This window comes from Campylobacter concisus, from assembly GCF_002913745.1.
GTDB lineage: Bacteria > Campylobacterota > Campylobacteria > Campylobacterales > Campylobacteraceae > Campylobacter_A > Campylobacter_A concisus_R.
On record NZ_PPCG01000011.1, the window covers coordinates 11,624 to 36,454 of the forward strand.

A 24,831-nucleotide genomic window follows, 5' to 3' on the forward strand; every position below is an offset into this window, starting at 1 on the left:
ACCACAGCCGATTTCCAAAAATCTTGCCCTTAATATTACTCTTTTTAAATATATCTATATATTTTTGAAATATATAAATTTGGCTTCTTCTGAAAGAAAAACCCCAGCCATCCAAAGCATTATTGTATATTTCATCAAATCTATCATTCATAAAGCAACACGCTTATAACATTCTACAGATGCATAAAAATAATAAAAAGTTGCTACTATACTTGCTATTGCAGCCCCAACTGTGCCTAATATGGGTATTAAAATAATATTTCCAAAGCAATTTATACCGGCCATACAGTAAGACATTTTTTTTAGTTCTATTCCATATCCATGCCCATTAATCCAAGCATTATAAGGCTGATAAAGAGCCTGAAAACAAACCGCAATAGACATTAAAAACAATAAAAAAAGAACATCAGCATATTCTTCTCTCAGATAGAATTTGATAATTAAATATCCTAATGCATTTGCCAAAACAAATGCCAGAAACACCCAAACCAAATTTACCCTTAAAACGGCAAATGGTATTTTACTGCTATTCGCTAGTGTTTTAAACATGGTACTGCTCATAGCATTAGATAGTGAATTTATAGGGGTTGCCATAGAATTTGCCAGCCCATAAAAGCCAACATCTTTTGGACCTATAAAATATCCTATTAAAAGCCTATCTATATTATATGCAGAAACGTCAATTACTCTTCCTATATACACATGAATACCGTATCTTTTATTTTCTAAATTTATAGCCGCAAGAACATCTAAAAAACCACCAAAATTTGGTCGCAACATAAAAGCAAACACTACGAATACTACCGCATAAGACATAGAAAATGACAAAAGTGCATTTAGTGGAGTTAAATGTCTAAAAACAAACAAAACAAACAAAAGTACTACAAACAAAATTTTAGAAAAAATATTAAAACTTGCTAAGTAACCTATATGATTACTACCTTTTAATATTAGTTCCATAAAAAATGGAATTGTAGAACCCCAACCAACAAAGGATGAAATTCTAATGATATGACCGATGTTGTAATCAAACACAATATCCAATAGAAAAGAAATAGCTAGCAAAAACAATAAAAACAATACGAATACAACACAGGCTATAATTATCGATACTCCAAATATCTTCTTTTCCAAATCTATATCATGATTTTTCGCCAACATTTTTGAGGCACTAGAAAAATATCCAAACTCAAAAAATATAGAAATAAATATAATGATAGCCAAAGATAAAGAGTATATCCCAAAGTCTGTTGCTCCCATCTGTTTAGCCAAAAGCATATTAGATATAAAGCCCGCTACCATGCCAAATATCTGCGCTACAAATAAAAACAAAGTTTGTTTAGCAGCTTTTGAGACAAATAAATTTTTAAGCATGACTTCCATTTACTTTTAAAACCTTAAACTTATCATCTATCCAATCAATATTTTGAGTGTTTTTTACAACTATTTTATTACCAACTAGCGTAAACAGAGGCATATCTGAACGACTATCACTATAAAAAAATGAATTTTGTAAATCAAATTCTTTTAAATTTAGCTCGCTACCTAGCAACTCTACCTTTTTATCTCCCAAGCATTCATCGCCTGCGATTTTGGAAGTAAAGAAACCGTTTTTAAACTCAAGCTTCGTACTTATTAAATAATCTATGCCGTAACTTTTAGCAAAATGCCTCAAATATACCTCAAATCCGCCCGATACGACTACGATAATATGACCGCTTTTTTGATGCCACAAAAGAGCTTCTATAACGCTTTTATGAAGTCTATTTATGACTATACTACGATAAAATTCTGTAGCGTATTTACCCATCTCTTCTTTTTTGACGCCGTAAAATACCCGCATTAAATTTTCTTTATATCTTTTGCTATCAGATGAGGGTATTTTATTTATTTTCTTTATAATTTTTGCAAGTATTTTCTTAGTAATCGTAAGCTTGGATTCCAAAAAATCCAAAAAAAACGTAGTAGATTGACCGTCGAAAATCGTATCGCAAAAATCAAAAATAGCTAGTATGGGTTTATCTTTCAATATTAAAGCCTCTGATAACATTCAACACTTTTTTCATTTGTTTGGTAGTTCCTATAGTGATTCTTGCACAACTTTCCATACTTGACACATGCCCATAATCCCTAATAAAAATTTTATTCATTTCTAAAAAATTTATAAACTCATTCTTTAGAGAATTGTCTCTAAACTTAATTAAACTAAAATTTCCACCAATACCAAATACTTCATATCCAATTTCTCTAAGCTCTTTATCAAAAGAAAATTTTGCAATATTAACTTCTTTTACATATTCTTTCATATATTCACTATCTTGCAAAGCAGATATAGCAGCTATTTGCGATAGGGCAGTAATATTTTTAGGATTTCTAATTTTAGAAAGTAAACTAATTATTTCTATTGAAGATATAACATATCCTATTCTAAATCCAGCTAAGGCAAAAGCTTTAGAAAAAGTTCTGCAAATTAAAATATTATTATATTTCTTGACTAAATGTTTACAAGTAATACCTGTAAATTCCCAATAAGCTTCATCGATAACAAATAAAGTGTTTTGAAATTTAGATATTAGCTCTTCAATAAATTTATTGTCATAAATAGTTCCAGTTGGATTATTAGGATTACATATATAAACAATTTTTGGTTTAAACTCATTCAATTTATTAATGAATAGATTAGCGTTAAAAGCAAAATCTTTGTCAAGATAGAAAAAATCTACCATGGCTCCACAACTTTCCATAGTAGATCTAAAATTATCATATGTAGGTGCAACAATAAGTACCTTATCATCGTCTTGAATAAAAGTCCTTGCAATATACTCATGTAGATAATCAGAGCTGCCAAAATATTGAATATTTTCAGATGAAATATCACAATAAGATGATAATTCTTTTAACAGTAACACATTGTTAGTGTCAGGATACCAATTAATATGCCCATCTTCTATAAAATTTATAAGGGCATTTTTTACCTTTGGTGAAGGCTGAATAGTAGCTTCATTCCAATCTAATTTTAAGACATCATCATTCATTAACTCCCATACTTTATGGGATGCTAATTTATATGGCTTGAGTTTAGTAATATGATTATTTTCAAACATTTTATTTCCTAATTATGGTTTTAATCTTACCAGTCGATAAATCTCTTTTTATTTCATCGACAACATTTATTTTAATATCTACACTTCCGAGCCTATCCCTAATATTATTAGACAATAATAGTTTTTTTGAGTCATCAAGCTCACCAATAACATTTATTACTACATCAGTATTTTTAGACTGGATAATTTGAAACTGTTTTATAAAATCTAACTGATGCATAATAGTATATATATTTATTGATGGTATAGAAGTTTTATCATCTTTAATAAGAATATCATCACTTCTGCCTTCTATGCCTTTAAAAGGGATAGATAAATGCCTACCGCAAGGGCAAATCGGCACTTTACCGTCTAAAGGCATAGCCTTATCGCCAGTATTATATCTAATAAAAGGTATTACGTAGTTATTTAGAGAAGTGGCTATTATTTCATTTTTATCGCTAAGCTCTATTATCCCATAATCATCATTGTTGTGATAGTTACCCGCCCAACACTGCTGGACGGTTACCGTTCTTTCATTTTGCCCGTACCAGTCTAAAACGGGCAACCCCCAATAATCCTCGATCGCGCTTCTATACGCAGGCAGTAGCGTCTCAGATGAAGTTACTATAGTTTTTATTTGGGGTATTTTTATGTTTTTTTGCTTTAAAAGTAGCGTAAAAATATATATAGAGCTTGCGTATCCTCTTATTATTTTGGCTTTTGACTTTTCGATAACAGATAGATACAAAGCCAAATTTGACTCGTTAATATGAAACGGAGATAAATACCAATAATCGCCTGAAATTTTATAAAGCGGCTCACCTGTTTTTGGCGAATACGTCCTTAAAACGATTATCGGATCACCGCTTTTATAGGCATAATCTTTACCCATACCCCAAGCTCTATTCGCTACAATTTTTTCTATAGCATCGCTTTCATATGGGATTTTAAATTCAAACGGAGCCCCGGTAGATCCTGACGTATGAGATGCTTTTCCGTTAAATTCGATAGAACAAAAGTCTTTAAAATTTTCTTTGATTACTTGTTTATTTATAATCGGAAATTTTTTCAATTCGTCTAAGATAAAATTTTCAAAATCTATTTTTAAATCCAAATTTTTATAAAAAGGTACGAAATCAACCGCCTTTTTTACTATATCTTTTAGCTTCTTAGTCCTGATACGCTCTATCTCTTCTACGCTTTTCCACTGAAATTTATCATATTCGCTAGAATTTCTCTTGATAAAAATATAATTTTTGATTTTGCTTTTTATCTTTTTGTAAATTTGACTGGTCATAAATTTAGCCTTTTATATCAAAAACGAAATCTCAGTCGTCTGCACCATATCCCAAAGCTCTATCGGCCAGCTTTTGCCTTTTTTTAGAGTCTTAAATAGGGCCTCAAGCTCTTCAAGCTGTCCTTTTTGACTTACGCTCGTTGAAATTTCTTTCAGCCCCACTCCGTATCCTTTTAGGCTTTTATAATCGTCCAAAACGATGCTCTTGCCGTCGAAGTGGATCTCCATAAATTCCTTACTTAGCTCCTTGCTACCGTTTGCGAAATACTCGATATTTGCCACCGAGCCGTCTTTGTATTTTAAGACGATGGATTTGTTATCATCGGCGCTATATTTTTCATTACTCGGTGTGATCGCCTGCGAAAATACACTCTGTATCTCGCTGCCTGTTAGTGCCGTCATCAGATCTATTATGTGGCACGCTTCGCCCACCATTCTGCCGCCGTTTTCGTGTACCCAATGATCCATCGGCATGTAGCCTGCGTTCATTCTATATCTGATTATCATCGGATTTATTCTAGCGCTCGTGTGCTTTTTTATCTCCTGCGCGTAAGCGCTAAATCGCCTATTAAATCCTACGAATAAAAGAGGTTTGTCGCCTCCACCTTCGTAAAATTTCTTTATCTTTTCAAGCTCCTCTTTGTTTGTCGCAAGAGGCTTTTCTACAAATACGTTTTTGCCCGCTTCAAGCGCCTTTAAAGTAAGCTCCGCATGGCTATCGTGCCTTGTGGATATGATCACGAGATCGACGTTTTTGTCATTTAAAATATCGTCTAAATTTGAAGTAGCATAGCTCGCTCCGTATTGCTGCGCTACCGCCTTTGCCTTATGTCCGCTTCGGTTCATTATCGCGTAAATTTTATACTTATCCTTAAACTTTGAGATATTAGGCAGGTGCATACCGGTGGCAAATCCCCCGACACCGACGAAAGCGACGTTTATCATGTCTCTATTTACGGGCGCGGAGCTTATGATGATTTTTTTATCGTGATTTAGATAGCTATCAAGCTCGACTAAATTTGCCTCGCCGTAGTCAAGCAAAACCATAAGTGGCTTATTCTGCGAGGTTTGCAACGACTCAAACGCCTCCGTTACCTGCTCGATAGGGTATTTTGCATCTATGAGCTTATCCAGCTTTATCAAATTTTCATTTACCAGCCTTAGATACTCGCTCATATTTCGATTTTCAGTCCATCTTACGTAGCTAAACGGATAATCAAGCCCCCCCTCTTCGTAGCTCTTGTCGTAGCGACCTGGGCCGTAGGATGTGGAGATAAGAAAATCAAGCTCCTTTTTATACATATCCTCTCTATTGATCTGCATACCGGCAACGCCTACGAGCACCACTCTGCCCTTTTTCTTGCACATCTGAAAGCTTTGTGATAGCGGCTCGCTACTGCTCGTAGCGGCGGTAAATAGCACTCCATCGGCACCGTACCCGCCGCTCCAAGACGAAACGACGTCTAACAAATTTTCCTTTAAGGGATTGATAGTTAGCTCGGCGCCGTATTCCTTTGCTATCTGCAAGCGCCTATCATCAAAATCGCTAACTGCGACCCTCACACCTGAAATTTTAAGTATCTGCACCGCAAGAAGCCCCAAAATCCCCGCACCGACCACCACGCAGGTCTCGCCCAGCCTTAGATCGATCCGCCTAACGCCTTGTATCGCTATGCCGCCGAGCGTCACGGTGCAAGCCCGCTCAAAGTCCATATCCTGCGGCATTTTCATAACTAAATTTTTAGGCACATCTACATACTCTGCGTGGTTTGCAAGCCCTGCACCGGCTGCAGCGACGCGCTCTCCGATTTCAAAATTTGAAACGCCCTCTCCGACCGCTATGACGACGCCGCTAAGCGAATAGCCAGTCGGATTTCCGCTATCAAGCTTGCCCTTTACCTTCGCATAGACGCTGGCTATGCCGTCGGATTTCACCATATTGATGACTTTTTTTACATTTTCGGGCTGTTCTAAAGCTCGCTTTATCAGACTCTTTCCGCTATTTGATACGCCGCTTATCTCGGTGCCCGCCGATATGCAGCTATTTACTACTTTGATAAGAACGCATCCCTTTGAAACGCTTGGAGCGGGGATCTGCTCTGCCAAAACCTTACCTTTTTTAACTATCGCTTGTATCATCTTATAACCTTTATTTGTTTTAATTTCAATGCCGGCTTTTCTATAAAATTCCAAGAAACGCAAGCTATCGCGAGCGTCGCGGCTACCACTATGAGATATAGCCATAAAGAGCCGCCAAAGCCCATACTAATTAGAATTTGAACTATCAACATATGATAAAGATATGTACTATAAGAGAGGTCGATACTTCTAAGGATCTTTAAATTTGTGTAGGAAAAAGCCATACTAAACATAGCTAGCGCCAAAAGGAAAATTTGAAATACGGTAGAAAATTCCAAACCTCTTTTATAGTCTCCAAGTCCGATTCCAAACTCTATAGTAGTAAAACAAAATATCAAATAGAACAGAATATAAAATAAGCCATAGCTCTCGAGATATTTTTTTATATCCAGCCAATAAAGCCGCATAACCATACCGATGATAAATATCCACAAAAACGGCAAGCATATAAGCTCGAGAAGCTTATTTAAATTTGAAGCAGAGTAAAAATTTTCATCGGCGATCGCAGGAATTATCATTGATGTAAAAAATAGGAAAACCAACAATAAATTTCTTATGATTGCTTTTTTAATACACAAAATAAACGGAAGGAGGATATAAAACGATAACTCGACGCTAAGCGTCCATAAAACGCCGCTTGGATAGGAGCTAAAAAAGCCGTCGTAATTATATAAAGCATAGTTTTTTATATCGATTATAAAGCCCGCTATACCTGAAGCGGCGGTAATTACATAGAGTACGAAGTATTCCACGTATTTTAATACTGAGATATCATTAAAATTTTTACCCACATACATAGCTAGCTCAAGTACTAAAATATTTATAAATAGAGCCGGATATATCCTAAGCGCTCTTTTTATAAAATACTCTTTTAAATTTCTGCTATTTAAATAACTATCGGTAATTAAAAATCCAGAAACTAGAAAAAATAATGGGACTCCGGGAAATAACCTAATAAACTTATCCACGTACCCCCCCCCATAAAAGTGGTATTTTTAGCCATCCTGTTGAGTGCATATATACCACTTGCAAAGCAAAAAGTAATCTAAAAAATTCAGATGGTTATTTTTATCTATTACCTTTTGACAAATCATTTAAAAATTCCACAAAAATCTAAAAACTGTTTTTGAATTTTTAGCGCTTTAAATTCTTTATGAGCAACTAAAAATACAACTATATCTGCGATATCTATAGCTTTTTTGTAGTTTATTATCTCAAAATCCTTATGAGATTTTATATTTGGCTCAACGGCTAAAATGTCAAATCCAGCCTGTATTAAGTCTTGTGCAACCAAAACAGCAGGAGACTCTCGAAGATCATCTATATCTGGCTTAAATGCAAGGCCCATGCAAGCTATCTTAGGCTTTTTATCACTCTCTAGTTCAAATTTCAAAGCAGCATTTTTTATTTTTTCTACGACCCATTGCATTTTATAGTTGTTTACTTCTCTGGCTGTTTTTATAAGTTTTGCATCATTGCCACCAGCATGCACAATAAACCATGGATCTACAGCGATACAGTGTCCGCCCACACCGCATCCTGGGCTTAAGATATTAACACGGGGGTGACGATTTGCTAGTGATATAAGCTCCCAAACGTTAATACCAAATTTGTCACATAGAATACTCAATTCATTTGCAAATGCAATATTTACATCACGAAAAGAATTTTCAGTAAGCTTTGCCATTTCAGCAGTTCTTGCATCTGTTTGCAATATCTCACCTTTTACAAACGTTTTATAAAAATCTGCTGTTTTCCTAGTTGCTTCAAGCGTTAATCCACCTACGATTCTATCATTTTGCACCAATTCATGCAGTATTTTTCCAGGCAAAACTCTCTCTGGACAATGAGCTATAAAAATTTCTGAAATATTTACACCACTACCTTTTAAAATTTCACCTATTTTTTCTGTAGTTCCAACAGGAGACGTAGACTCTAAAACTACAATATCACCACTTTTAACAAAAGGAGCTATAGATTTGCATGCACTTATTACATAATCTAAATTTGGAACGAAGCCTTCACGAAAAGGTGTAGGAACAGCTACTATAAAAACATCTGATTTTGTCGGTCTTATATCAGCTTTTAGTTTTCCATTATCAACTGCTTTTTTTACAAAATCTTCAAGCCCTGGTTCAACAATATGTATCTTTCCTTGATTGATTGTATCAACTGTACTTTGCACAACATCTACACCATGCACATTGTATCCATTGTTTGCCAAAAGCGCAGCAGTAGGTAATCCAATATACCCTAATCCTACAACACAAATATCTTTTACCATTTATTGCTCCAATTACATATTTCTAACAAACTCTACTATTTTAGCACAAGCATTACCATCCCCGTAAGGATTATGGGATTGACTCATTTTTTTATAAATTTCAATGCTATCAAGTAATTCTTGTGCGCTACTTACTATCTTTTCTTTATCAGTACCTACAAGTTTAACAGAGCCTGAAGTAATAGCTTCTGGTCTTTCTGTAGTGTCCCTCATAACCAAAACTGGTTTTCCTAAACTAGGAGCTTCTTCTTGTATGCCACCACTATCAGTAATAATAAAATACGATCTATCCATAAGATATACAAACTCATCATACTCTAATGGTGCTATAAGATGCACATTATCAACATTAGATAGTATTTCTTTTACAGGTTTCTGAACATTTGGGTTAAGATGAACTGGGTATATAATATCTATATTTGGATTATTTTTAGCTAAAATCTTTAAAGCCTCACATATATTAATGAAACCAAATCCAAAATTTTCTCTTCTATGACCAGTTACCAATACAATCCTTCTATTGTGTTCAGGATTATATTTAAGTTTTAATGACTGTAATATTTTATTCTTAAAAATTGGATCCTTTTTTATCATGTCCAATAATAAAAACAAAGCGTCAATCACTGTATTCCCAGTTACAACAATATTTTCAGGTTTTTTATTTTCTTTCAAAAGATTATCTTTTGATAAAGTTGTTGGTGTAAAATGATAATTTGCCAAAACACCCACTAATTGTCTATTTACTTCTTCAGGAAATGGTGAATAAATTTTCCACGTTCTAAGTCCAGCTTCTACATGGGCGATTTTTATTTGTTTATAAAAAGAGGCCAATGCGCTCATGCTAGCTGTTGTAGTATCTCCATGAACAAAAACTATGTCTGGGCAAAAATCATCTAAAACATCTCGCATCTTAAGCAAAATCCGCGATGATAAGTCAAATAAATCCTGATTAGGCTGCATTATATCTAGATCATAATCCGGAGATATATTAAATATTTCTAGAACTTGATCTAACATCTTCCTATGCTGAGCAGTAACGCATACTTTAAGACAAAAGTCACTATATTTTTGAAATTCCTTTATTAAAGGAGCCATTTTTATTGCTTCTGGCCTAGTGCCAAAAACTATAAGAATTTTTTTCACATTAAACCTTTCAGTAGATTTGTCACTTTTTGCTCGATCTCTTCTAAGAATTCCTTGCTCTTAGCTTCAAATCTAGTGACGATAACTGGTGTTGTATTTGACGCACGCACCAACGCCCAGCCATTTTCAAACTGAATCCTAATGCCATCAATGTCAATGATATTTTTTATCTTTGGCAGGTCACAACCCTCGTTTTTCACGCACTCTTTTAGCTTGGCAACTATCTTAAATTTAGCCTCGTCAGTCGTCTTTATCTTGATCTCATCGGTGCTAAAGACAAGCGGCATCTTATCAAGCTCGCCGTCAAGATCAAAGCCTTTATGCACTAGCTCGATCACCCTCATCATCGCATAAAGCGCATCGTCAAAGCCAAAGTATCGTTCTTTAAAGAAGATATGACCGCTCACCTCTGCTGCAAGATCTACGTTTAGCTCTTTCATCATCTTTTTTATATTGCTATGCCCAGTCTTGCCCATGAAAACTTCGCCGATCTTGGCGATCTCATCATACATATTTTGTGAGCATTTTACCTCGCCAAGTACCTTTGGATGTTTCATATTTAACGCGTAAAGATAGGCTAGTTCGTCGCCTTTTATATCCCTTTTTGGCGTTATAACCGCGATCCTGTCGCCATCTCCGTCAAAGCCAAATCCAAGGTCAAATTCCTTCTTCTCAATGAGCGAAAATAGCTCTTTTAAATTCTCTTTTTCGCTTGGGTCTGGGTGGTGGTTTGGGAAATTTCCGTCTGGATCTTCATATAAAATTTTTGCATTTAGCCCAAGCGCCTTGACGATGGGCACCAAACTCACGCCAACAGCACCATTTGCGCAGTCGATAACAAAAGGCTTTTTGAAATTTTTAAGTTCGCTAAATTCTTTTACAAAAAACTCAACATATTTTTCTAAGATGTTAAATTTCTCACAGCTCTCATCATCTGCGATCTGCTCACCAGAGGCGATTATCTCGTTTACCTTGTCTTTTAAAATTTGCAGATCTTTGCCAAAAAAACTATCTTTTTTGATAGTAATCTTAAAGCCGTTATAATCTTTTGGGTTGTGAGAGCCTGTGATCATGATGTTTGCGTCAAAATAATCAGCATAAACGCTAAAGTAGCCAACAGGAGTTGGTAGCAAGCCGATGTTATAAATTTTAAAGCCACCAGCCTTATTTAGGCCACTTAGCAGATATCTAAAAAGCGTGCTAGCACTAAGCCTTGCGTCAAAACCAACGCTTAAAGTTTTTAAGCCAAATTCGTTAAATTTCTTGCCTAAAGCGAGCCCTATAGCCTTGACGCTATCTTCTGTCAAGTCCTTTTCATAAACGCCGCGGATGTCGTATTCTCTAAAAATTTCATCATATTTCATAAATAAATCTCTATTTATAAATTTTTAATTATCTATATAATTTTATATACCAATTTTAGAACTAGGATTTTACTTTAACAAACATTAAATAAAAATAAATATTGTAAATCAAAGAAGTAGAGAGATGTAGCAAATCGTAAGTTTAGATAAAAATTCGAGCTAGAAAGCTCTAGCTCGAAAAGGGCTGCTACATCATGCCGCCCATGCCACCCATTCCGCCCATGTCAGGCATTGCAGGCATTGCTTTTTCTTCTTTTATCTCGCTGATAGTCGCTTCAGTCGTTAGTAGCAAGCTAGCCACGCTAACAGCGTTTTGTAGCGCAACTCTCTCAACCTTAACTGGGTCGATGATGCCAGCTTCAAACATATTTACATATTCGCCGGTTGCAGCGTTAAAGCCAAAATTTGCATCTTTGCTTGTCTCAACTGCGTTTGCTACTACGCCTGCGTCAAAGCCAGCGTTCTCAGCAATCTGGCGAAGTGGAGCACGAAGCGCTCTTCTAACGATCTCAGCGCCGATTGCCTCATCACCTTGTAAATTTAAATTTACACTCTTTGAAGCGAGGATAAGAGCCGAACCGCCACCTACTACGATGCCCTCTTCTACAGCTGCACGAGTAGCGCTTAGAGCGTCATCTACGCGGTCTTTTTTCTCTTTCATCTCAGTCTCAGTCGCAGCACCTACTTTGATAACTGCCACGCCGCCACTTAGTTTTGCAAGGCGCTCTTGAAGTTTTTCTTTGTCATAGTCGCTTGTGGTTTCTGCGATTTGAGCTTTGATTTGAGTTATTCTAGCGTCGATCGCTGACTTCTCGCCTGCGCCATTTACGATAGTTGTGTTATCTTTGTCGATAACTACGCTTGAAGCTTGTCCAAGGTCGTTTATACTAGCGCTCTCAAGTGTTCTGCCTAGCTCTTCGCTGATAACTTCACCACCTGTTAAGATAGCGATATCTTCAAGCATAGCTTTTCTTCTGTCGCCAAAGCCAGGAGCTTTAACAGCTGAGATGTTTAGCACGCCGCGAAGTTTATTTACAACAAGCGTTGCAAGTGCCTCGCCTTCGATATCTTCAGCGATGATTAAAAGTGGTTTGCCACTCTTTTGTACTTGCTCAAGCACTGGCAATAAGTCTTTTAAATTTGTTATCTTCTTGTCAAATAGCAATATGAAAGGATTGCTTAGCTCAACTTGCATCTTTTCAGGGTTTGTGATGAAGTATGGGCTTAGGTATCCGCGGTCAAACTGCATACCCTCAACAACACTTAGCTCGTCTTGGATAGACTTTGCCTCTTCTACTGTTATAACGCCATCTTTGCCAACTTTTTCCATCGCATCAGCGATAAGTTTGCCGATGCTTTCGTCTGAGTTAGCAGAGATAGTAGCGATCTGTGCGATCTCTTTTGAGCCAGAAACTTTTTTAGAGATGTTTTTTAGTGCATCTATAAGAGCTGCTACTTCTTTGTCCATGCCGCGTTTTACTTCGATAGGATTTGCGCCAGCAGTTACGTTTCTAAGACCCTCTTTAAATATCGCATGAGCTAGCACAGTTGCTGTTGTAGTGCCGTCGCCTGCTTGATCGTTTGTCTTGCTTGCTACTTCTCTAACTAGGCTTGCACCCATGTTTTCGATAGTATCTTTTAGCTCAACCTCTTTAGCCACGCTAACGCCGTCTTTTGTTATGTTTGGAGCGCCAAAGCTCTTTTGGATAAGGACATTTCTGCCTCTTGGTCCCATTGTCACTTTAACAGCGTCATTTAGTTTTTTTACGCCCTCGTATAGGCGGTTTCTTGCATCATCAGAGTAAAAAATTTCTTTTGCCATTGTCTTTCCTTTTTAAATTATTTAATCACGCCTAAAATGTCGTCGATGTTTAAAACAAGATATGTTTTATCATCTAAATTTACCTCAGTGCCAGCGTATTTAGCAAATACTACTTTTTCGCCAACTTTTACGCCCTCAGCTTCAGCGCCAACTGCTTTTACCTCACCGCTTAAAGGTTTTTCTTTTGCGTTATCAGGTATAATTATGCCCGAAGCTGTCGTCTTTGTCTCTTCTACGCGTTCGACTAGGACACGCTTGCCTAATGGTTGAAAGTTCATTGTTCATCCTTTTAGTTTAATTGTCTTTTTTAGCACTCTTTATTTTTGAGTGATGAAATGCTAGCATTTTTTTCTGAAAAAGTCAATAATTTATAGTGATTTTTATTAAAAACTTTAGTCTAAGTGACTAAAGTTTTATGATATGTAAAACTAATATAAAGGAATTTTATGAAAAAAGTAGCTTACATAGTTGGCGCGCTTGTGCTCATAGTAGCTTGCATTTTTGGCTTTATCTTTAGCTCTTTTGGCAATAAATTTATAGCCAGTAAAATAGAAAAAGAGGCGCTAGCTCGTGGTATCGATGTCAAATTTAAAGACTTTAACCTTGGGCTTAGCACCTTAAATTTAGAAGCGACCGTGATGAATGCCATAAATTTAAAGGTAAATGGCGATCTATCCTTGCTTGCTCAAAGTATGAACTTAAATACAGATATAAACGCCGACAAGGCAAAGGCTAGCGAGCTTGGGCTAAAAAAGGATGTCGCACTTAAGGCAAACGTGGCTGGTAAATTTAGCGACTTCAAGCTAACAGCAACTGGCACGGCGCTTGGATCAAATATAAATTTAAACGCAAATTTAAAAGACTATCTGCCAAAAGCTCTAAATCTTGACGCTAAAAACATCGAACTTTCTGAGATATCAGCTCTTGCTAAAAAGCCAAATTTAGCTAGCGGCAAGCTTGATCTAACGAGCAATATGCAAGGAGTTGATGAGAAAAATGAGCCCATCATTAACGCTCAAATTTTAGCTAGCGACGCAGCGATAAACAAAGAAATTCTTAAAAATGAATTTGGGCTAAATTTAGCAAAAGATATAAACTTTAAAGGTGGCGTAAATGCTAAATTTGCAAATGAAAAAGTGAGTGCAAAAACCCTCATCATCGCACCTGAAGCCACTTTAAAAGCAAACGAGACGACTTATGATCTGGCTAGCAAAAATTTAAAGAGCGACTTTTTGCTAAACGTGCCTGATCTTGCCCTTTTTGGCAAGCTCTTAGGCGAGCAACTAAGCGGTGCAGTGGATGCAAACGGCGAAATTACAATGCAAGAAAATGCCCTTAAAAATCTAAAAGCTGAGATAAACGGCCTTGGTGGCAAGATAAATGCAAATTTTGATAGTAAAAATTTAGCCCTAAATGCGGCTAATATCAAGCTAAAAGAGCTTCTAGCGCTTGCCTTGCAGCCTAGCTACGCAGACGGGCAGATAAATTTAAACGCAAATTTTAGCGGCTTTGACGAGCTAAAAAAGCTTACAGGCGAGGCTAAATTTGAGATAAAAAACGGCCTTATAAATAATGGTCTTGCAAAGCTTAAAAATGCGGCGAAATTTGAGCTAAAAGGCGGCGCCACCGCAAAAGGTGAGCTTGTAAATTTTGACGCAAACGTGCTTAGCGACCTTGGCGAGCTAAAGGATGTAAAGGGCGTTTTTGACCTAAAAAACAGCCAAATTTTTAGCAAATTTGCCCTGCTTATTAGCGACCCTGAGAAATTTAAAGCGGTTAGTGGCTTTGAGGTAGGCTCAAAGATGGCGCTTGCTGGCGATGTGAAAGTCAAAGATAGCAAGATAGATGAGCTAAATTTAGGCGGCGATGCCTTTGCTGGCAAGCTAAACGCCACCATAAAAAATGAAAATCTTGATCTTAACCTAAAAGAGGCGCAGCTAGGAGAGATCTTAGCACTTAGTGGCAACGACAGACTGGTAAATGCCAAGACAAATGTCCAAGCAAAGGGGCGAAATATCTTTAGCAAAAGCCCAAGCGTCGCCGCAACGATCGCTTTAAATGATGGTAAATTTAACGCCGCAGCGCTTAGCAAAATACTTGATAAAAAATTCCCAGAAAACGAGAAATTTAGCTCAAATTTGAGCCTAGACTATAAAGGCGACGTAGCAAAATTTAGCGGCGACTTTCTTAGCTCGTTAGCTGATATAAAGGGCATAGATGGCGGTTTTGACGTGGGCAAAAGCACGCTAAACTTAAAGCTTCAAGCGGTAGTTTCAGAGCTAAATAAGCTTGCATTTTTAGCTGGTCGCGAGCTTCACGGTAAATTTGCAGCCCTCGTAACAGCAGATGGCAAAGTGGATGATCTAAGCGTAAAAGCTACTTCAGATGATCTATTTAAGGGCAAACTAGAGGCAAACTACAAAGGTGGCGCGCTTGATGCGGTGCTAAAAAACTTTGAGGTCAAGGGGCTAACGCAGACTTTGGGGCTTGATCATCTTTATGATGGCAACGGAGATGCTAAATTTGACTACGAAACAAAGCAAAAGCTCGGTAAATTTGACATCTTACTAAAAGAGGGTCACCTGGCCAGCACAAATCTCACAAACAATATAAAAATCTTCACCGGCAAGGATATCACAAAAGAAATTTACAAAGACGGCAAAATTTACGGCGATATAAAGGGCGATAACGTCATCTTTAACGTAAATTTAAGCTCACCAAAAAGCGACATAAAGGTTGCAAACGGCACTTATAATACCGCCACAAAAATGCTTAATGCGCCGCTTGTTTGCAGGCTAGAAAAGACTGACCTAAACGTGCAAATCTCAGGCACGACAGACAAGCTAAAATACGACGTCAGATCGCAGTATCTCGAAAATAAGGTCAAAAAAGAAATAGGTAGATTTTTAGACAAAAAGCTGGGCAAAGATGATGACGCAAGCGGCGAAAAACAAAATTTAAAGGGGCTTTTAAAAGGGCTATTTTAGATGAAAAAGGCGGAAAATTTAAAGTATCTAATGGGGCTTGGGCACTTTTGTAGCGACATAAACCAAAGTGCTCTTGGTGCGATGCTGCCATTTTTCATCGCAAGCTACCACTATGACTACGCCACAGCCGCCTCGCTCGTGACTGCCACAAATTTAGCAAGCTCGCTCATCCAACCGCTGATCGGCCGCTTAAGCGACAAAAAAGAGCTGCCCTACATCATCCCGCTTGGGCTACTTTTGGCAGGCGGGGGCATGAGCCTAACTGGCTTTGTCACAAACTACTACCTCATCTTGGTTTGCGTGATGATAAGCGGTATCGGTGCCGCGCTCTTTCACCCAAGTGCCGCAAGGATCGTAAACTACGCCTCAAACTCCAAAAATAGAGCCAAAAGCATAAGCATATTTTCATTTGGTGGCAACGTAGGCTTTGCGGTTGGGCCCATTTTAGTCGCCGTTTTTGTGGGAAATTTTGGCCTAAAAGGGACGCTAGTCTTTATAATTCCTCAAATTTTTCTAACACTTTTATACATTAAAAAGGGCAAATTTATAAAAGCGCTAGAAGGCAATCACAAAAAGCAAATTTTACAAAAAACTACTCTCTTAAAAGACGATCTGGGCGCATTTTTGAGGCTTTGTCTGTGTATATTTTCACGCTCTATCGTCGCATTTGGCTTTGCGGCATTTTTAGCATCTACCTCATCAAAATTTTTGGTCTTAGCAAAGAAGCTGCAAATGTAAATTTAAGTATGTTTTTTGCTGCAGGTGCGATCTCTACGCTATTTGGCGGAGCGCTAGCGGATAGATACAGCCTAGTTAGGCTCATCAAAATAAGCCTAAGCATCGCTGCACCACTAGTCGTGCTAATGCTCTTTATCGACAGCTATGCGCTATTTCTCGCGGCCTCCATGTGCGTGAGTGCCTGCATCAGCCTATCTTTTAGCCCATCAATCGCCCTTGCACAGCTTTATCTGCCAAATCAAATCGGCCTAGCCTCTGGCGTAACGCTTGGGCTTAGCATCACGATCGGCGGTATATTTGCGACGGTCATCGGCAAGATCGCTGACATCTTTAGCCTAACGCACTCGTTTTACTTTATCGCCGCAGTTTCGCTCATCTGCGCGGTTTCTAGCTACTTTTTAAAGCCAGTTAGCAAGATATAAATTTACAAAAATAGCTTGCTAACAGCGTATAGAACAGCCTTGTCGTCGTCTCTGATGCTGTAAGCGATCTCGCCACCTATTTTTGATGCCTCAAATGCTGCGGGCTCTCTCCAAGCTCTTTTGTTCAAAATGGCACTAGATAGCAGTGCCCAAGCCACAGGCTGTATCCTTTGCACGCCCAACTTTGGCGCAAAGCTAAAGAGACACGGTTAAATTTCTCGCCCCTTGAGCTGATTTTGTAAATTTTATTTTTTGGGCTTTAAATTTGCTTGGTAGATGAAATTTGATACGAACTGAAATTTAAACAAAACTTGGCAAAGAGAAGAAAATTTTCACTCCTCTATAAAGGCAAGGCAAATTTAAAGATGTAAAAAACAAGCCATGGAGCTTAGGTCGGCAGTATTTTGCAGTAGTTTTTATTTTAAAATTTAAAAACCAAGCATCAAGACAAAGTATCTTGCGATGATTTTAAATGTTACGAAGAAATTTTCAACCGAAGATAGAACATATAAGTTGAACTCGAAAAATTTAAACTACCAAGACAAGAATTTTTGTTTTGCTTCGCTTTGCTCGCAACGAGACTTCGCTACAAGGAGACGATGCGAAATTTTGCGATACAAAGGAGCATACATATAGTATATGACTGCAGTAGAGTGAAATTTCAACGACGTATAGCATAAAAAGACAAATCGCCAAAGACAAGAAAATTTTTGTTTATCTGCGAGGAGGCAATAAGGCAAATCTAAAGATATAAAAAACCAACCCATGGCGCTTGGGGCGGCGGTATTTTGTAATAGATTTAAATGTTGCGTAGTTAAAATTTGCGCAGACCAGAGACACGTAGAAATTTAAATTTTAGCTACCAAAGCATCAAGGCAAAGTATCTTGTGATGATTTTAAATGTTACGAAGAAATTTTCGACCGAAGATAGAACAAATAAATTTAAGCCATTAAGACAAGAAAATTTTTGTTTCAGACAAGGCGGATGAGCAAAAACGAGGGAGTGTATATATGATACGTGACCGAAGTTTGAAGCGATATCCAACGCAGTATAAAACAAAAAGGGCTTGTCTTTTTTATAGTTTTCTCATCTTTGCTATCTCATCACGTAACGCCGCCGCCTTCTCAAATTCCAGCTGCGCCGCCGCTTCAAGCATCTGCTTTCTTAGCTCTTTTACGATCGCGGCTCGCTCGCTAGCTGGCATCTTCTCTAAATTCTTACCACGCTTATAAATTTCACCATCATCCTCGACATGCAGGCTCTCTTCGATATTTCTGCTGGCAGAGTGCGGCGTGATGGCGTGAGCTTTGTTGTATTCATCTTGAAATTTACGCCTAGCTGTCGTCGTATCGATCGCCTTTTTCATCGAGTGGGTGATCTTTTTGGCAAACATTAGCACCTTGCCATTTACATTTCTAGCTGCGCGCCCCATCGTCTGTATAAGGCTCGTTGTCGAGCGCAAAAAGCCCTCTTTATCGGCATCCATTATGGCTATCAGGCTCACCTCTGGCAGGTCCAGCCCCTCACGGAGCAAATTTATGCCTATTAGCATGTCAAATTCGCCGCTTCTAAGCCCCCTAATGATCTCATTTCGCTCGATCGCGTCGATATCTGAGTGCATATACTTGACCTTGATGCCAAGCTCGATGTAGTAGCGGCTTAGCTCCTCGGCCATCTTTTTAGTTAGCACCGTAACTAGCACGCGCTCACCTCTAGCGATCACCGCCTTTGCCTCGTCAAATAGCGCCTCAACTTGATTGTCACTATCTTTTATCTCAATGAGAGGATCAAGCAGTCCAGTAGGACGCAAAATCTGCTCATAAACGTGCCCCTGGCTGATACCAAGCTCGTATTCGTTTGGCGTGGCTGAAACAAAGAGAAATTTCGCCTTTTTGCTTATAAACTCGTCAAATTTAAGCGGCCTGTTATCAAGTGCTGATGGCAAACGAAATCCATACTCCACAAGCACCTCTTTACGGCTCCTGTCACCCGCATACATACCCCTAAACTGCGGCAAACTCACGTGGCTCTCATCGACGATGACCAGATAGTCTTTGCCACTTATCTCAAAGTAGTCAAACATCGAGTACGGCGTCTCTCCTGGCCTTTGTCCGGTTAGGTGGCGCGCGTAGTTTTCGATGCCTTTGCACATGCCAGTGCTTGCCATCATCTCGAGGTCAAACTCCACCCTTTGCTTTAGTCTTTGCGCCTCGACTAGCTTGCCCTGCTCGTTAAATTCTTTCAAACGTGCATCAAGCTCCTCTTCGATCTCTTTCATCGCGATCTTTAGCCTATCAGCACCCACGATGAACTGGCTGGTCGCATAAAGCGTAAATTTAGAGATATCCTTTAGCCTTTTGTTATCAAGCACGTCAAAATGATACATCGCATCGATCTCATCGCCAAAAAACTCGATCCTTAGGGCTTCATCGTTGTAGTAAGCTGGGTAAATGTCCACCACATCGCCATTTACACGAAAATCCCCCCTATCAAAGTAGTTGTCATTGCGCTTATAGCCCATATCTACAAGCTGCTCTAAAAGCTTTCTTTGGCTTATCTTCTCACCCACGCTAAGATATGCCACCATCCCTTTATACTCGCTTGGATTACCAAGGCCGTAGTTTGCAGAGACTGAGGCAACACAGACGACGTCGTCAAAGCTTAGCAAGCTAGCCGTCGCAGAGAGGCGCAGGCGCTCAAGCTCCTCATTTACCGAGCTATCCTTTTCTATATATAGGTCGCTTCTTGGGATGTAGGCCTCTGGCTGGTAGTAGTCGTAGTAGCTTATGAAGTACTCGACGTGATTTTTTGGGAAAAAGCCCTTAAATTCGCTGTAAAGCTGCGCGGCAAGGGATTTGTTATGCGTCATTATCAGAGTTGGCATATTTAGCTCACGTATGACATTTGCCATAGTAAAGGTCTTGCCAGATCCTGTCACGCCTAGAAGTGTTTGGTATTTGTTGCCTGATTTTATACTTTTTACTATCTCTTTTATCGCTCTTGCTTGGTCGCTGCTTGGGCTAAATTTAGATGAAATTTCAAATTTACTCATTAACTACCTTTAAATTTGGGCGAATTTTATAGCAAAGATAGTGCTTTGTCAAATGAGAATTTTAAAAAGAATTTAGCCTCTGCGTGTTAGAATACGGCATTAATTATTATTTTAAAGGAACCTTTATGTTTGAAGATAATGCGATCTTAACCACACTAAGCGATAAAGTAAATGACCTAATTACAAAATACGATGAAGTTTGCAGAGTAAATGAAGAGCTACGTAACGAGATCGTAACATTAAAAGCACAAAATGAGGCAAAGACTAATCAGATCATGCGCCTAGAAGAAGACCTTGATAAGAAAAATAGCGAAGCTGATGATGTAATGAAAAAGATCGAAGCCGTCCTTGGTAGATAAGCTAGGCATTTTTGGCATAAAAGATGAAACAGATCACGCTCACCGTATCATCTCGCGACTACACGATAACGCTTGATGATGATTTTGCTGAAGTTTTTGAGCGTGACTGGAAGAAATTTATGGGGGGAAAGAAATTTATAGAGCCTCGCGAGCTTATAAACGCCTTTGTCGAAAAGAGCTACGAGAGCTACACAAATTTGCGCGTCGTAAAGGACGTCACAAAAGAGATAGAAGAGATACTAAAACCGGAAAATAAATGAAAAAGAGAGCTTTTACCCTAATAGAAATTATATTTGTCATCGTCATACTTGGCGTCTTGAGCGCTATTGCTATACCAAAGCTTTTCTTTACTAGAAGCGACGCCATAGTCGCAAATGCAAAAACGCAAATCGCTGCCATAAAAAGCGGCATCTCGCTAAAATACAACGATAGCGTCCTAAAAGGCACTCCAGCATATCCTGACGCGCTTGATGATGGAAATAAACTTTTCAACAAAGTAATAAGCTTAAATATCGCAGACAGCGGTACAAAAAACGGCTGGCACAAAACTGGAGCAACCACTTATACCTTCAAGCTAGACGGACAGATAGCAAATTTCACTTACAAAAACACAACTGGCGAATTTGACTGCCAAAGTAGCGACGGACTTTGCAGCGCCCTTGAGTGATGAGATACTACGAGGTCGTATTTAGCGGGGTAAATTTAGCTGCGCTCACATATAAAAGCGAGCTAGATATTGCGCCATTTCGCGCCGTCTCTGCAAAGCTTAGGGATAAAAGTCTAACTGGCTTTATCCTGCGCGAAGTGGGCGAGCCAAGCTTTAAAACAAGCCTAATTGATGAAATTTTACCCATTAAGCTAAACGAGATACAGGCAACTTTGGCTAAATTTATCGCCTACTACTACACCTGCGAGCTTGGCGTTGCTATAAATTTATTTGAACCACAAAGCCTTGCTGATGATGAAATTTATAGTGGCGAAAGCGACTTTAAAGCACCAAATTTAAGCCAAAAGCAGCTTGAAGCGCTAAATTTTATAAACGAGCGAAAAAGCTCGCTCATCTTTGGCGACACTGGAAGCGGCAAAAGTGAAATTTACATCGCTAAAATAAGAGAAATTTTAAACGAAGGCGGCCAAGCGCTATTTTTAATGCCTGAAATTTCACTAACACCGCAGATGCAAAAGCGCTTAGAGAGCTTCTTTGGCGAGGCGGTGGCTGTGTGGCACTCAAAGATCACGCCAAAGAAAAAAGAGCAAATTTTAAAGGACATCAAAAGTGGCAAGGCTAGGCTTATTGCAGGTGCAAGATCTGCCCTGTTTTTGCCACTTGAGAGGCTAAAACTCATCATCATCGACGAAGAGCACGACGATAGCTACAAAAACACTGGCTCAAAACCCCACTACAACGCAAGGGATCTCGCACTCTTTTTAACTAGCAAATTTGACTTGCAAGTAGTTCTGGGTAGTGCCACGCCAAGCCTCACTAGCTTTTACAAGCAAGAATGTTTTCGCCTAAAAGGGACATATTTTGCGTCGCAAAAGAGCTATATATTTGACGAGAGCGAGACTGGCATAAGCGAAATTTTAAAAGAGCAGATCGCAAAGACGCTTGAAAATAAAAAGCAAGCCGTCATCTGCCTGCCAACAAGGGCAAATTTCAAATATCTTGTCTGCAAAAACTGCGGCGAGACGGTGAAGTGTCCGTTTTGTAGCATCGGCATGAGCTACTATAAAAAGCAAAACGTGCTAAAGTGCCAATACTGCGAGCATAAAATGGCCGTGCCAAAGACCTGCCACCAGTGCGGCAGCGAGATGATAGAGGCTAAAAAGATCGGCACGAGTGAGCTACTTGAGAGGCTGCAAGCTGAGTTTGCAAACGCTAGGATCGCTAAATTTGATAGAGACGAGATCACGACGCAAAATAAGCTCGTAAAGGCTTTAAAGGAATTTAACGATGGCAAGATAGATATCTTGCTTGGCACGCAGATGCTAAGCAAGGGGCATGACTATCACAACGTCGAGCTTGCCGTCATCATGGGCTTTGACGAGCTTTTAAATTTTCCTGATTTTAGAGCCAGAGAGCGGACACTTGCCCTTGCCATGCAAGTAGCTGGCAGAGCCGGTAGAAACGGAGCTGGCAGGGTCATCATCCAAAGCAAACAAAGGGAGTTTTTTGAGAGCTATATCAGCGACTACGACGCATTTTTAAAGGAGGAGATCAGCTACCGAGAGGGGCTGTATCCGCCATTTACGAGGCTGCTTCGCGTGGTCGTTTCGCATAAAGATGAAAGCACGGCAAAGGGCGCAATGAACGAATTTGTGCAACGACTAGAGTCACTAAAAAGCGATGAGCTAGAGATCGTTGGATATGGCAAGTGCCAAGCCGAGTATCTTGTGGGTAAATTTAGATATGAAATTTTACTTCGCTCAAACTCACACACCATGCTTTTAAAAGCTGCAAACCTCTGCAAAAGCGAACTTAGCGATATTGATATAGATCCGGTGAATTTTAGCTAGTAATTAGCCAATGTTTATTATAATCTCACCAAAAATTTAACGGATGCGTCAATGCTTTTTAACTCTTACGAATTTATATTTTTATTCTTGCCATTTACATTCTTTATATATTTTTATCTAAATAAAAAGCGCCTCACAGAAGTAGCAAAGGGCTTTTTGGTTCTATCATCTCTATTTTTTTACAGCTGGTGGAATGTCATTTATCTGCCGCTAATCTTAGGTTCAATGGTGTTTAACTACTGCTTTGGAGTGGAGCTAAACAAAGAAAATAGTAAAATTTCTAAAAAATTTATTCTTATACTAGGCATTGTGGCAAATTTAATGCTACTTGGATATTTTAAATATTCAGATTTTTTCATAAGCAATGTAAATTTTATCTTTAATACCCACATACCTCATTTGAATTTACTATTGCCCCTTGCGATATCATTTTTTACTTTTCAGCAGATAGTCTATTTGGTCGATAGTGCTACGGGGGGGGTACGAAGCAGTATGATTTTTTAAACTACTGCTTATTTGTTACCTTTTTTCCGCAACTAATTGCTGGTCCGATCGTTCATCACAAAGAGATGATGCCGCAGTTTGCAAATTTAAGAAATAGAGTAATCAACTATAAAAATATAGCACTTGGGCTATTTATCTTCTCGATAGGACTTTTTAAAAAGGTAGTTATCGCTGATAGTTTTGCTGTTTGGGCAACAAATGGTTTTGACAATGCAGCTGTCTTAAATTTATTTGAAGCATGGGCGACTAGCCTAAGCTTATACATTTCAGCTCTACTTTGACTTTAGCGGATACTGCGATATGGCTATCGGTGCAGCGCTTCTTTTTAATATCAAGCTTCCAATAAATTTTAACTCACCCTATAAAGCCTTAAGCATTCAAGACTTTTGGCGTAGATGGCACATAACACTAAGCAGGTTTTTAAGAGACTATATCTATATCCCGCTAGGTGGTAACCGCAAAGGCAGGCTTCGAACATATGCAAATTTAATGGCGACCTTTATAATAGGTGGTATATGGCACGGGGCTGGCTGGACATTTGTCTTTTGGGGACTTTTGCATGGCGTTACCTTGGTTATTCACAGAATTTGGAGCGAACTTGGCTTCAAGATGAATAAAATTTTGGCTTGGTTCATAACATTTAACTTCATAAATATTACTTGGGTATTTTTTAGAGCAAAAGATTGGGACGATGCTTTAAAAGTTTTAAAAGGAATGTTTGGGTTAAGTGGTATTGTTTTGCCAAATTTTTTAGAAGCAAAACTTGGGTTTTTAAAATCCTTTAGTGTAAGTTTTGGTGTATTTTTAGAAAATGTTGGAGATAAAAATACTCTTTTATTCATAATGCTTGGTTTTATTTTAACTTTAGCATTTAAAAATAGTATAAAAATTTTAGAAAAACTAGATTTTAGTTTTAAGTATCTTATATTTTCGGCTGCTATTTTTAGTTGGGCTATTCTTTCATTAAATAAAATTTCTGAATTTCTATATTTTAATTTCTAAGGATAAAAATGAAACCTAAAAAGTGGATAAAAATTTGGATTATAATAATAATATTTTTTCTTACATTGATTCCTGCAACTAATTTTATAATCAATCCATATGATATATATGAAA

The 24,831-nt window shown here is 38.3% G+C and carries 20 protein-coding genes and 1 pseudogene; 8 read left to right on the forward strand and 13 right to left on the reverse strand.

The annotated features are described in order from the left end of the window. Nucleotides 1–147: 147 nt before the first annotated feature. From CYO90_RS00825 to groES, 11 genes are all read right to left on the reverse strand, one after another. Entirely contained in the window at nt 148–1,383 is a 1,236-nt protein-coding gene (locus CYO90_RS00825) for a lipopolysaccharide biosynthesis protein (protein WP_103578090.1), read from the reverse strand. Continuing rightward, nucleotides 1,367–2,029 carry an HAD-IB family hydrolase gene (locus tag CYO90_RS00830; RefSeq protein ID WP_181000193.1) on the reverse strand — a complete coding sequence of 221 codons (663 nt, stop codon included), beginning with the start codon at nt 2,027–2,029 and terminating at the stop codon, nt 1,367–1,369. Before CYO90_RS00830 ends, CYO90_RS00825 begins: the two co-directional genes overlap by 17 nt. Continuing rightward, nucleotides 2,019–3,104 (reverse strand): pyridoxal phosphate-dependent aminotransferase, encoded by a 1,086-nt coding sequence (locus CYO90_RS00835; RefSeq protein ID WP_103578092.1) that lies wholly within the window; start codon nt 3,102–3,104, stop codon nt 2,019–2,021. The genes CYO90_RS00830 and CYO90_RS00835 overlap by 11 nt, the downstream gene beginning before the upstream one ends. Nucleotide 3,105: 1 nt before the next feature. Then, the gene (locus CYO90_RS00840) at nt 3,106–4,383 is read right to left on the reverse strand and encodes a phenylacetate--CoA ligase family protein (protein WP_103578093.1); all 1,278 of its coding nucleotides are present in this window, start codon (nt 4,381–4,383) and stop codon (nt 3,106–3,108) included. A 12-nt stretch (nt 4,384–4,395) separates the two neighbouring features. Continuing rightward, nucleotides 4,396–6,522, reverse strand: a complete 2,127-nt coding sequence (locus tag CYO90_RS00845) for a bi-domain-containing oxidoreductase (protein ID WP_103578094.1) — start codon at nt 6,520–6,522, stop codon at nt 4,396–4,398. Next, a complete protein-coding gene (locus CYO90_RS00850) occupies nt 6,519–7,490 on the reverse strand; it encodes an acyltransferase family protein (protein WP_103578095.1) in 972 nt (323 codons plus the stop codon). Before CYO90_RS00850 ends, CYO90_RS00845 begins: the two co-directional genes overlap by 4 nt. Nucleotides 7,491–7,612: 122 nt before the next feature. Next, complete coding sequence (wecC, locus tag CYO90_RS00855) at nt 7,613–8,806, reverse strand: UDP-N-acetyl-D-mannosamine dehydrogenase (RefSeq protein ID WP_103578096.1); 1,194 nt, start codon at nt 8,804–8,806, stop codon at nt 7,613–7,615. Between the two features lie 12 nt (nt 8,807–8,818). Next, a complete protein-coding gene (wecB, locus tag CYO90_RS00860; RefSeq protein WP_429827806.1) occupies nt 8,819–9,901 on the reverse strand; it encodes a non-hydrolyzing UDP-N-acetylglucosamine 2-epimerase in 1,083 nt (360 codons plus the stop codon). Nucleotides 9,902–9,945: 44 nt separating this feature from the next. Further along, entirely contained in the window at nt 9,946–11,313 is a 1,368-nt protein-coding gene (locus tag CYO90_RS00865) for a phosphomannomutase/phosphoglucomutase (protein ID WP_103578098.1), read from the reverse strand. 187 nt (nt 11,314–11,500) lie between these two features. Beyond that, nucleotides 11,501–13,135 (reverse strand): chaperonin GroEL, encoded by a 1,635-nt coding sequence (gene groL, locus CYO90_RS00870; RefSeq protein WP_021085219.1) that lies wholly within the window; start codon nt 13,133–13,135, stop codon nt 11,501–11,503. A 17-nt stretch (nt 13,136–13,152) separates the two neighbouring features. After that, entirely contained in the window at nt 13,153–13,413 is a 261-nt protein-coding gene (gene groES, locus CYO90_RS00875; RefSeq protein ID WP_009293641.1) for a co-chaperone GroES, read from the reverse strand. 168 nt (nt 13,414–13,581) lie between these two features. Here groES and CYO90_RS00880 point away from each other — a divergent pair, with 168 nt between their 5' ends. Genes CYO90_RS00880 through CYO90_RS10135 form a run of 3 tightly spaced genes read left to right on the forward strand, consistent with a single transcriptional unit; the run spans nt 13,582 to nt 17,282 of the window. Next, nucleotides 13,582–16,122, forward strand: a complete 2,541-nt coding sequence (locus tag CYO90_RS00880) for a tryptophanyl-tRNA synthetase (RefSeq protein WP_103578099.1) — start codon at nt 13,582–13,584, stop codon at nt 16,120–16,122. Continuing rightward, nucleotides 16,123–16,860: an MFS transporter gene (locus tag CYO90_RS10130; RefSeq protein WP_181000194.1), complete on the forward strand. Its 738-nt coding sequence runs from the start codon at nt 16,123–16,125 to the stop codon at nt 16,858–16,860. Further along, on the forward strand, nt 16,761–17,282 hold the full coding sequence (locus tag CYO90_RS10135) for an MFS transporter (protein WP_181000195.1): 522 nt from the start codon (nt 16,761–16,763) through the stop codon (nt 17,280–17,282). The genes CYO90_RS10130 and CYO90_RS10135 overlap by 100 nt, the downstream gene beginning before the upstream one ends. A gap of 2 nt (nt 17,283–17,284) precedes the next feature. Here the strand turns inward: CYO90_RS10135 and CYO90_RS10140 are convergent, their stop codons facing one another. Both CYO90_RS10140 and uvrB read right to left on the reverse strand, forming a co-directional pair. After that, complete coding sequence (locus tag CYO90_RS10140; RefSeq protein WP_181000196.1) at nt 17,285–17,440, reverse strand: hypothetical protein; 156 nt, start codon at nt 17,438–17,440, stop codon at nt 17,285–17,287. 918 nt (nt 17,441–18,358) lie between these two features. After that, nucleotides 18,359–20,335 carry an excinuclease ABC subunit UvrB gene (gene uvrB, locus CYO90_RS00890; protein WP_103578100.1) on the reverse strand — a complete coding sequence of 659 codons (1,977 nt, stop codon included), beginning with the start codon at nt 20,333–20,335 and terminating at the stop codon, nt 18,359–18,361. 125 nt (nt 20,336–20,460) lie between these two features. On the opposite strand from uvrB, the gene CYO90_RS00895 reads away from it, so the two are divergent. The 5 genes and pseudogenes from CYO90_RS00895 to CYO90_RS10400 all read left to right on the forward strand — a co-directional run bounded on the left by CYO90_RS00895 (nt 20,461) and on the right by CYO90_RS10400 (nt 24,717). Continuing rightward, nucleotides 20,461–20,694 (forward strand): hypothetical protein, encoded by a 234-nt coding sequence (locus tag CYO90_RS00895; protein WP_002940382.1) that lies wholly within the window; start codon nt 20,461–20,463, stop codon nt 20,692–20,694. 23 nt (nt 20,695–20,717) lie between these two features. Further along, nucleotides 20,718–20,954, forward strand: coding sequence for a hypothetical protein (locus tag CYO90_RS00900; RefSeq protein WP_103578101.1), 237 nt, complete (start codon nt 20,718–20,720; stop codon nt 20,952–20,954). Further along, nucleotides 20,951–21,361 carry a type II secretion system protein gene (locus tag CYO90_RS00905; RefSeq protein ID WP_103578102.1) on the forward strand — a complete coding sequence of 137 codons (411 nt, stop codon included), beginning with the start codon at nt 20,951–20,953 and terminating at the stop codon, nt 21,359–21,361. The genes CYO90_RS00900 and CYO90_RS00905 overlap by 4 nt, the downstream gene beginning before the upstream one ends. Next, the gene (locus CYO90_RS00910; protein ID WP_103578103.1) at nt 21,361–23,211 is read left to right on the forward strand and encodes a primosomal protein N'; all 1,851 of its coding nucleotides are present in this window, start codon (nt 21,361–21,363) and stop codon (nt 23,209–23,211) included. Before CYO90_RS00905 ends, CYO90_RS00910 begins: the two co-directional genes overlap by 1 nt. 51 nt (nt 23,212–23,262) lie before the next feature. Continuing rightward, a pseudogene (locus CYO90_RS10400) lies at nt 23,263–24,717 on the forward strand (MBOAT family O-acyltransferase). The last annotated feature ends 114 nt before the right edge of the window (nt 24,718–24,831 follow it).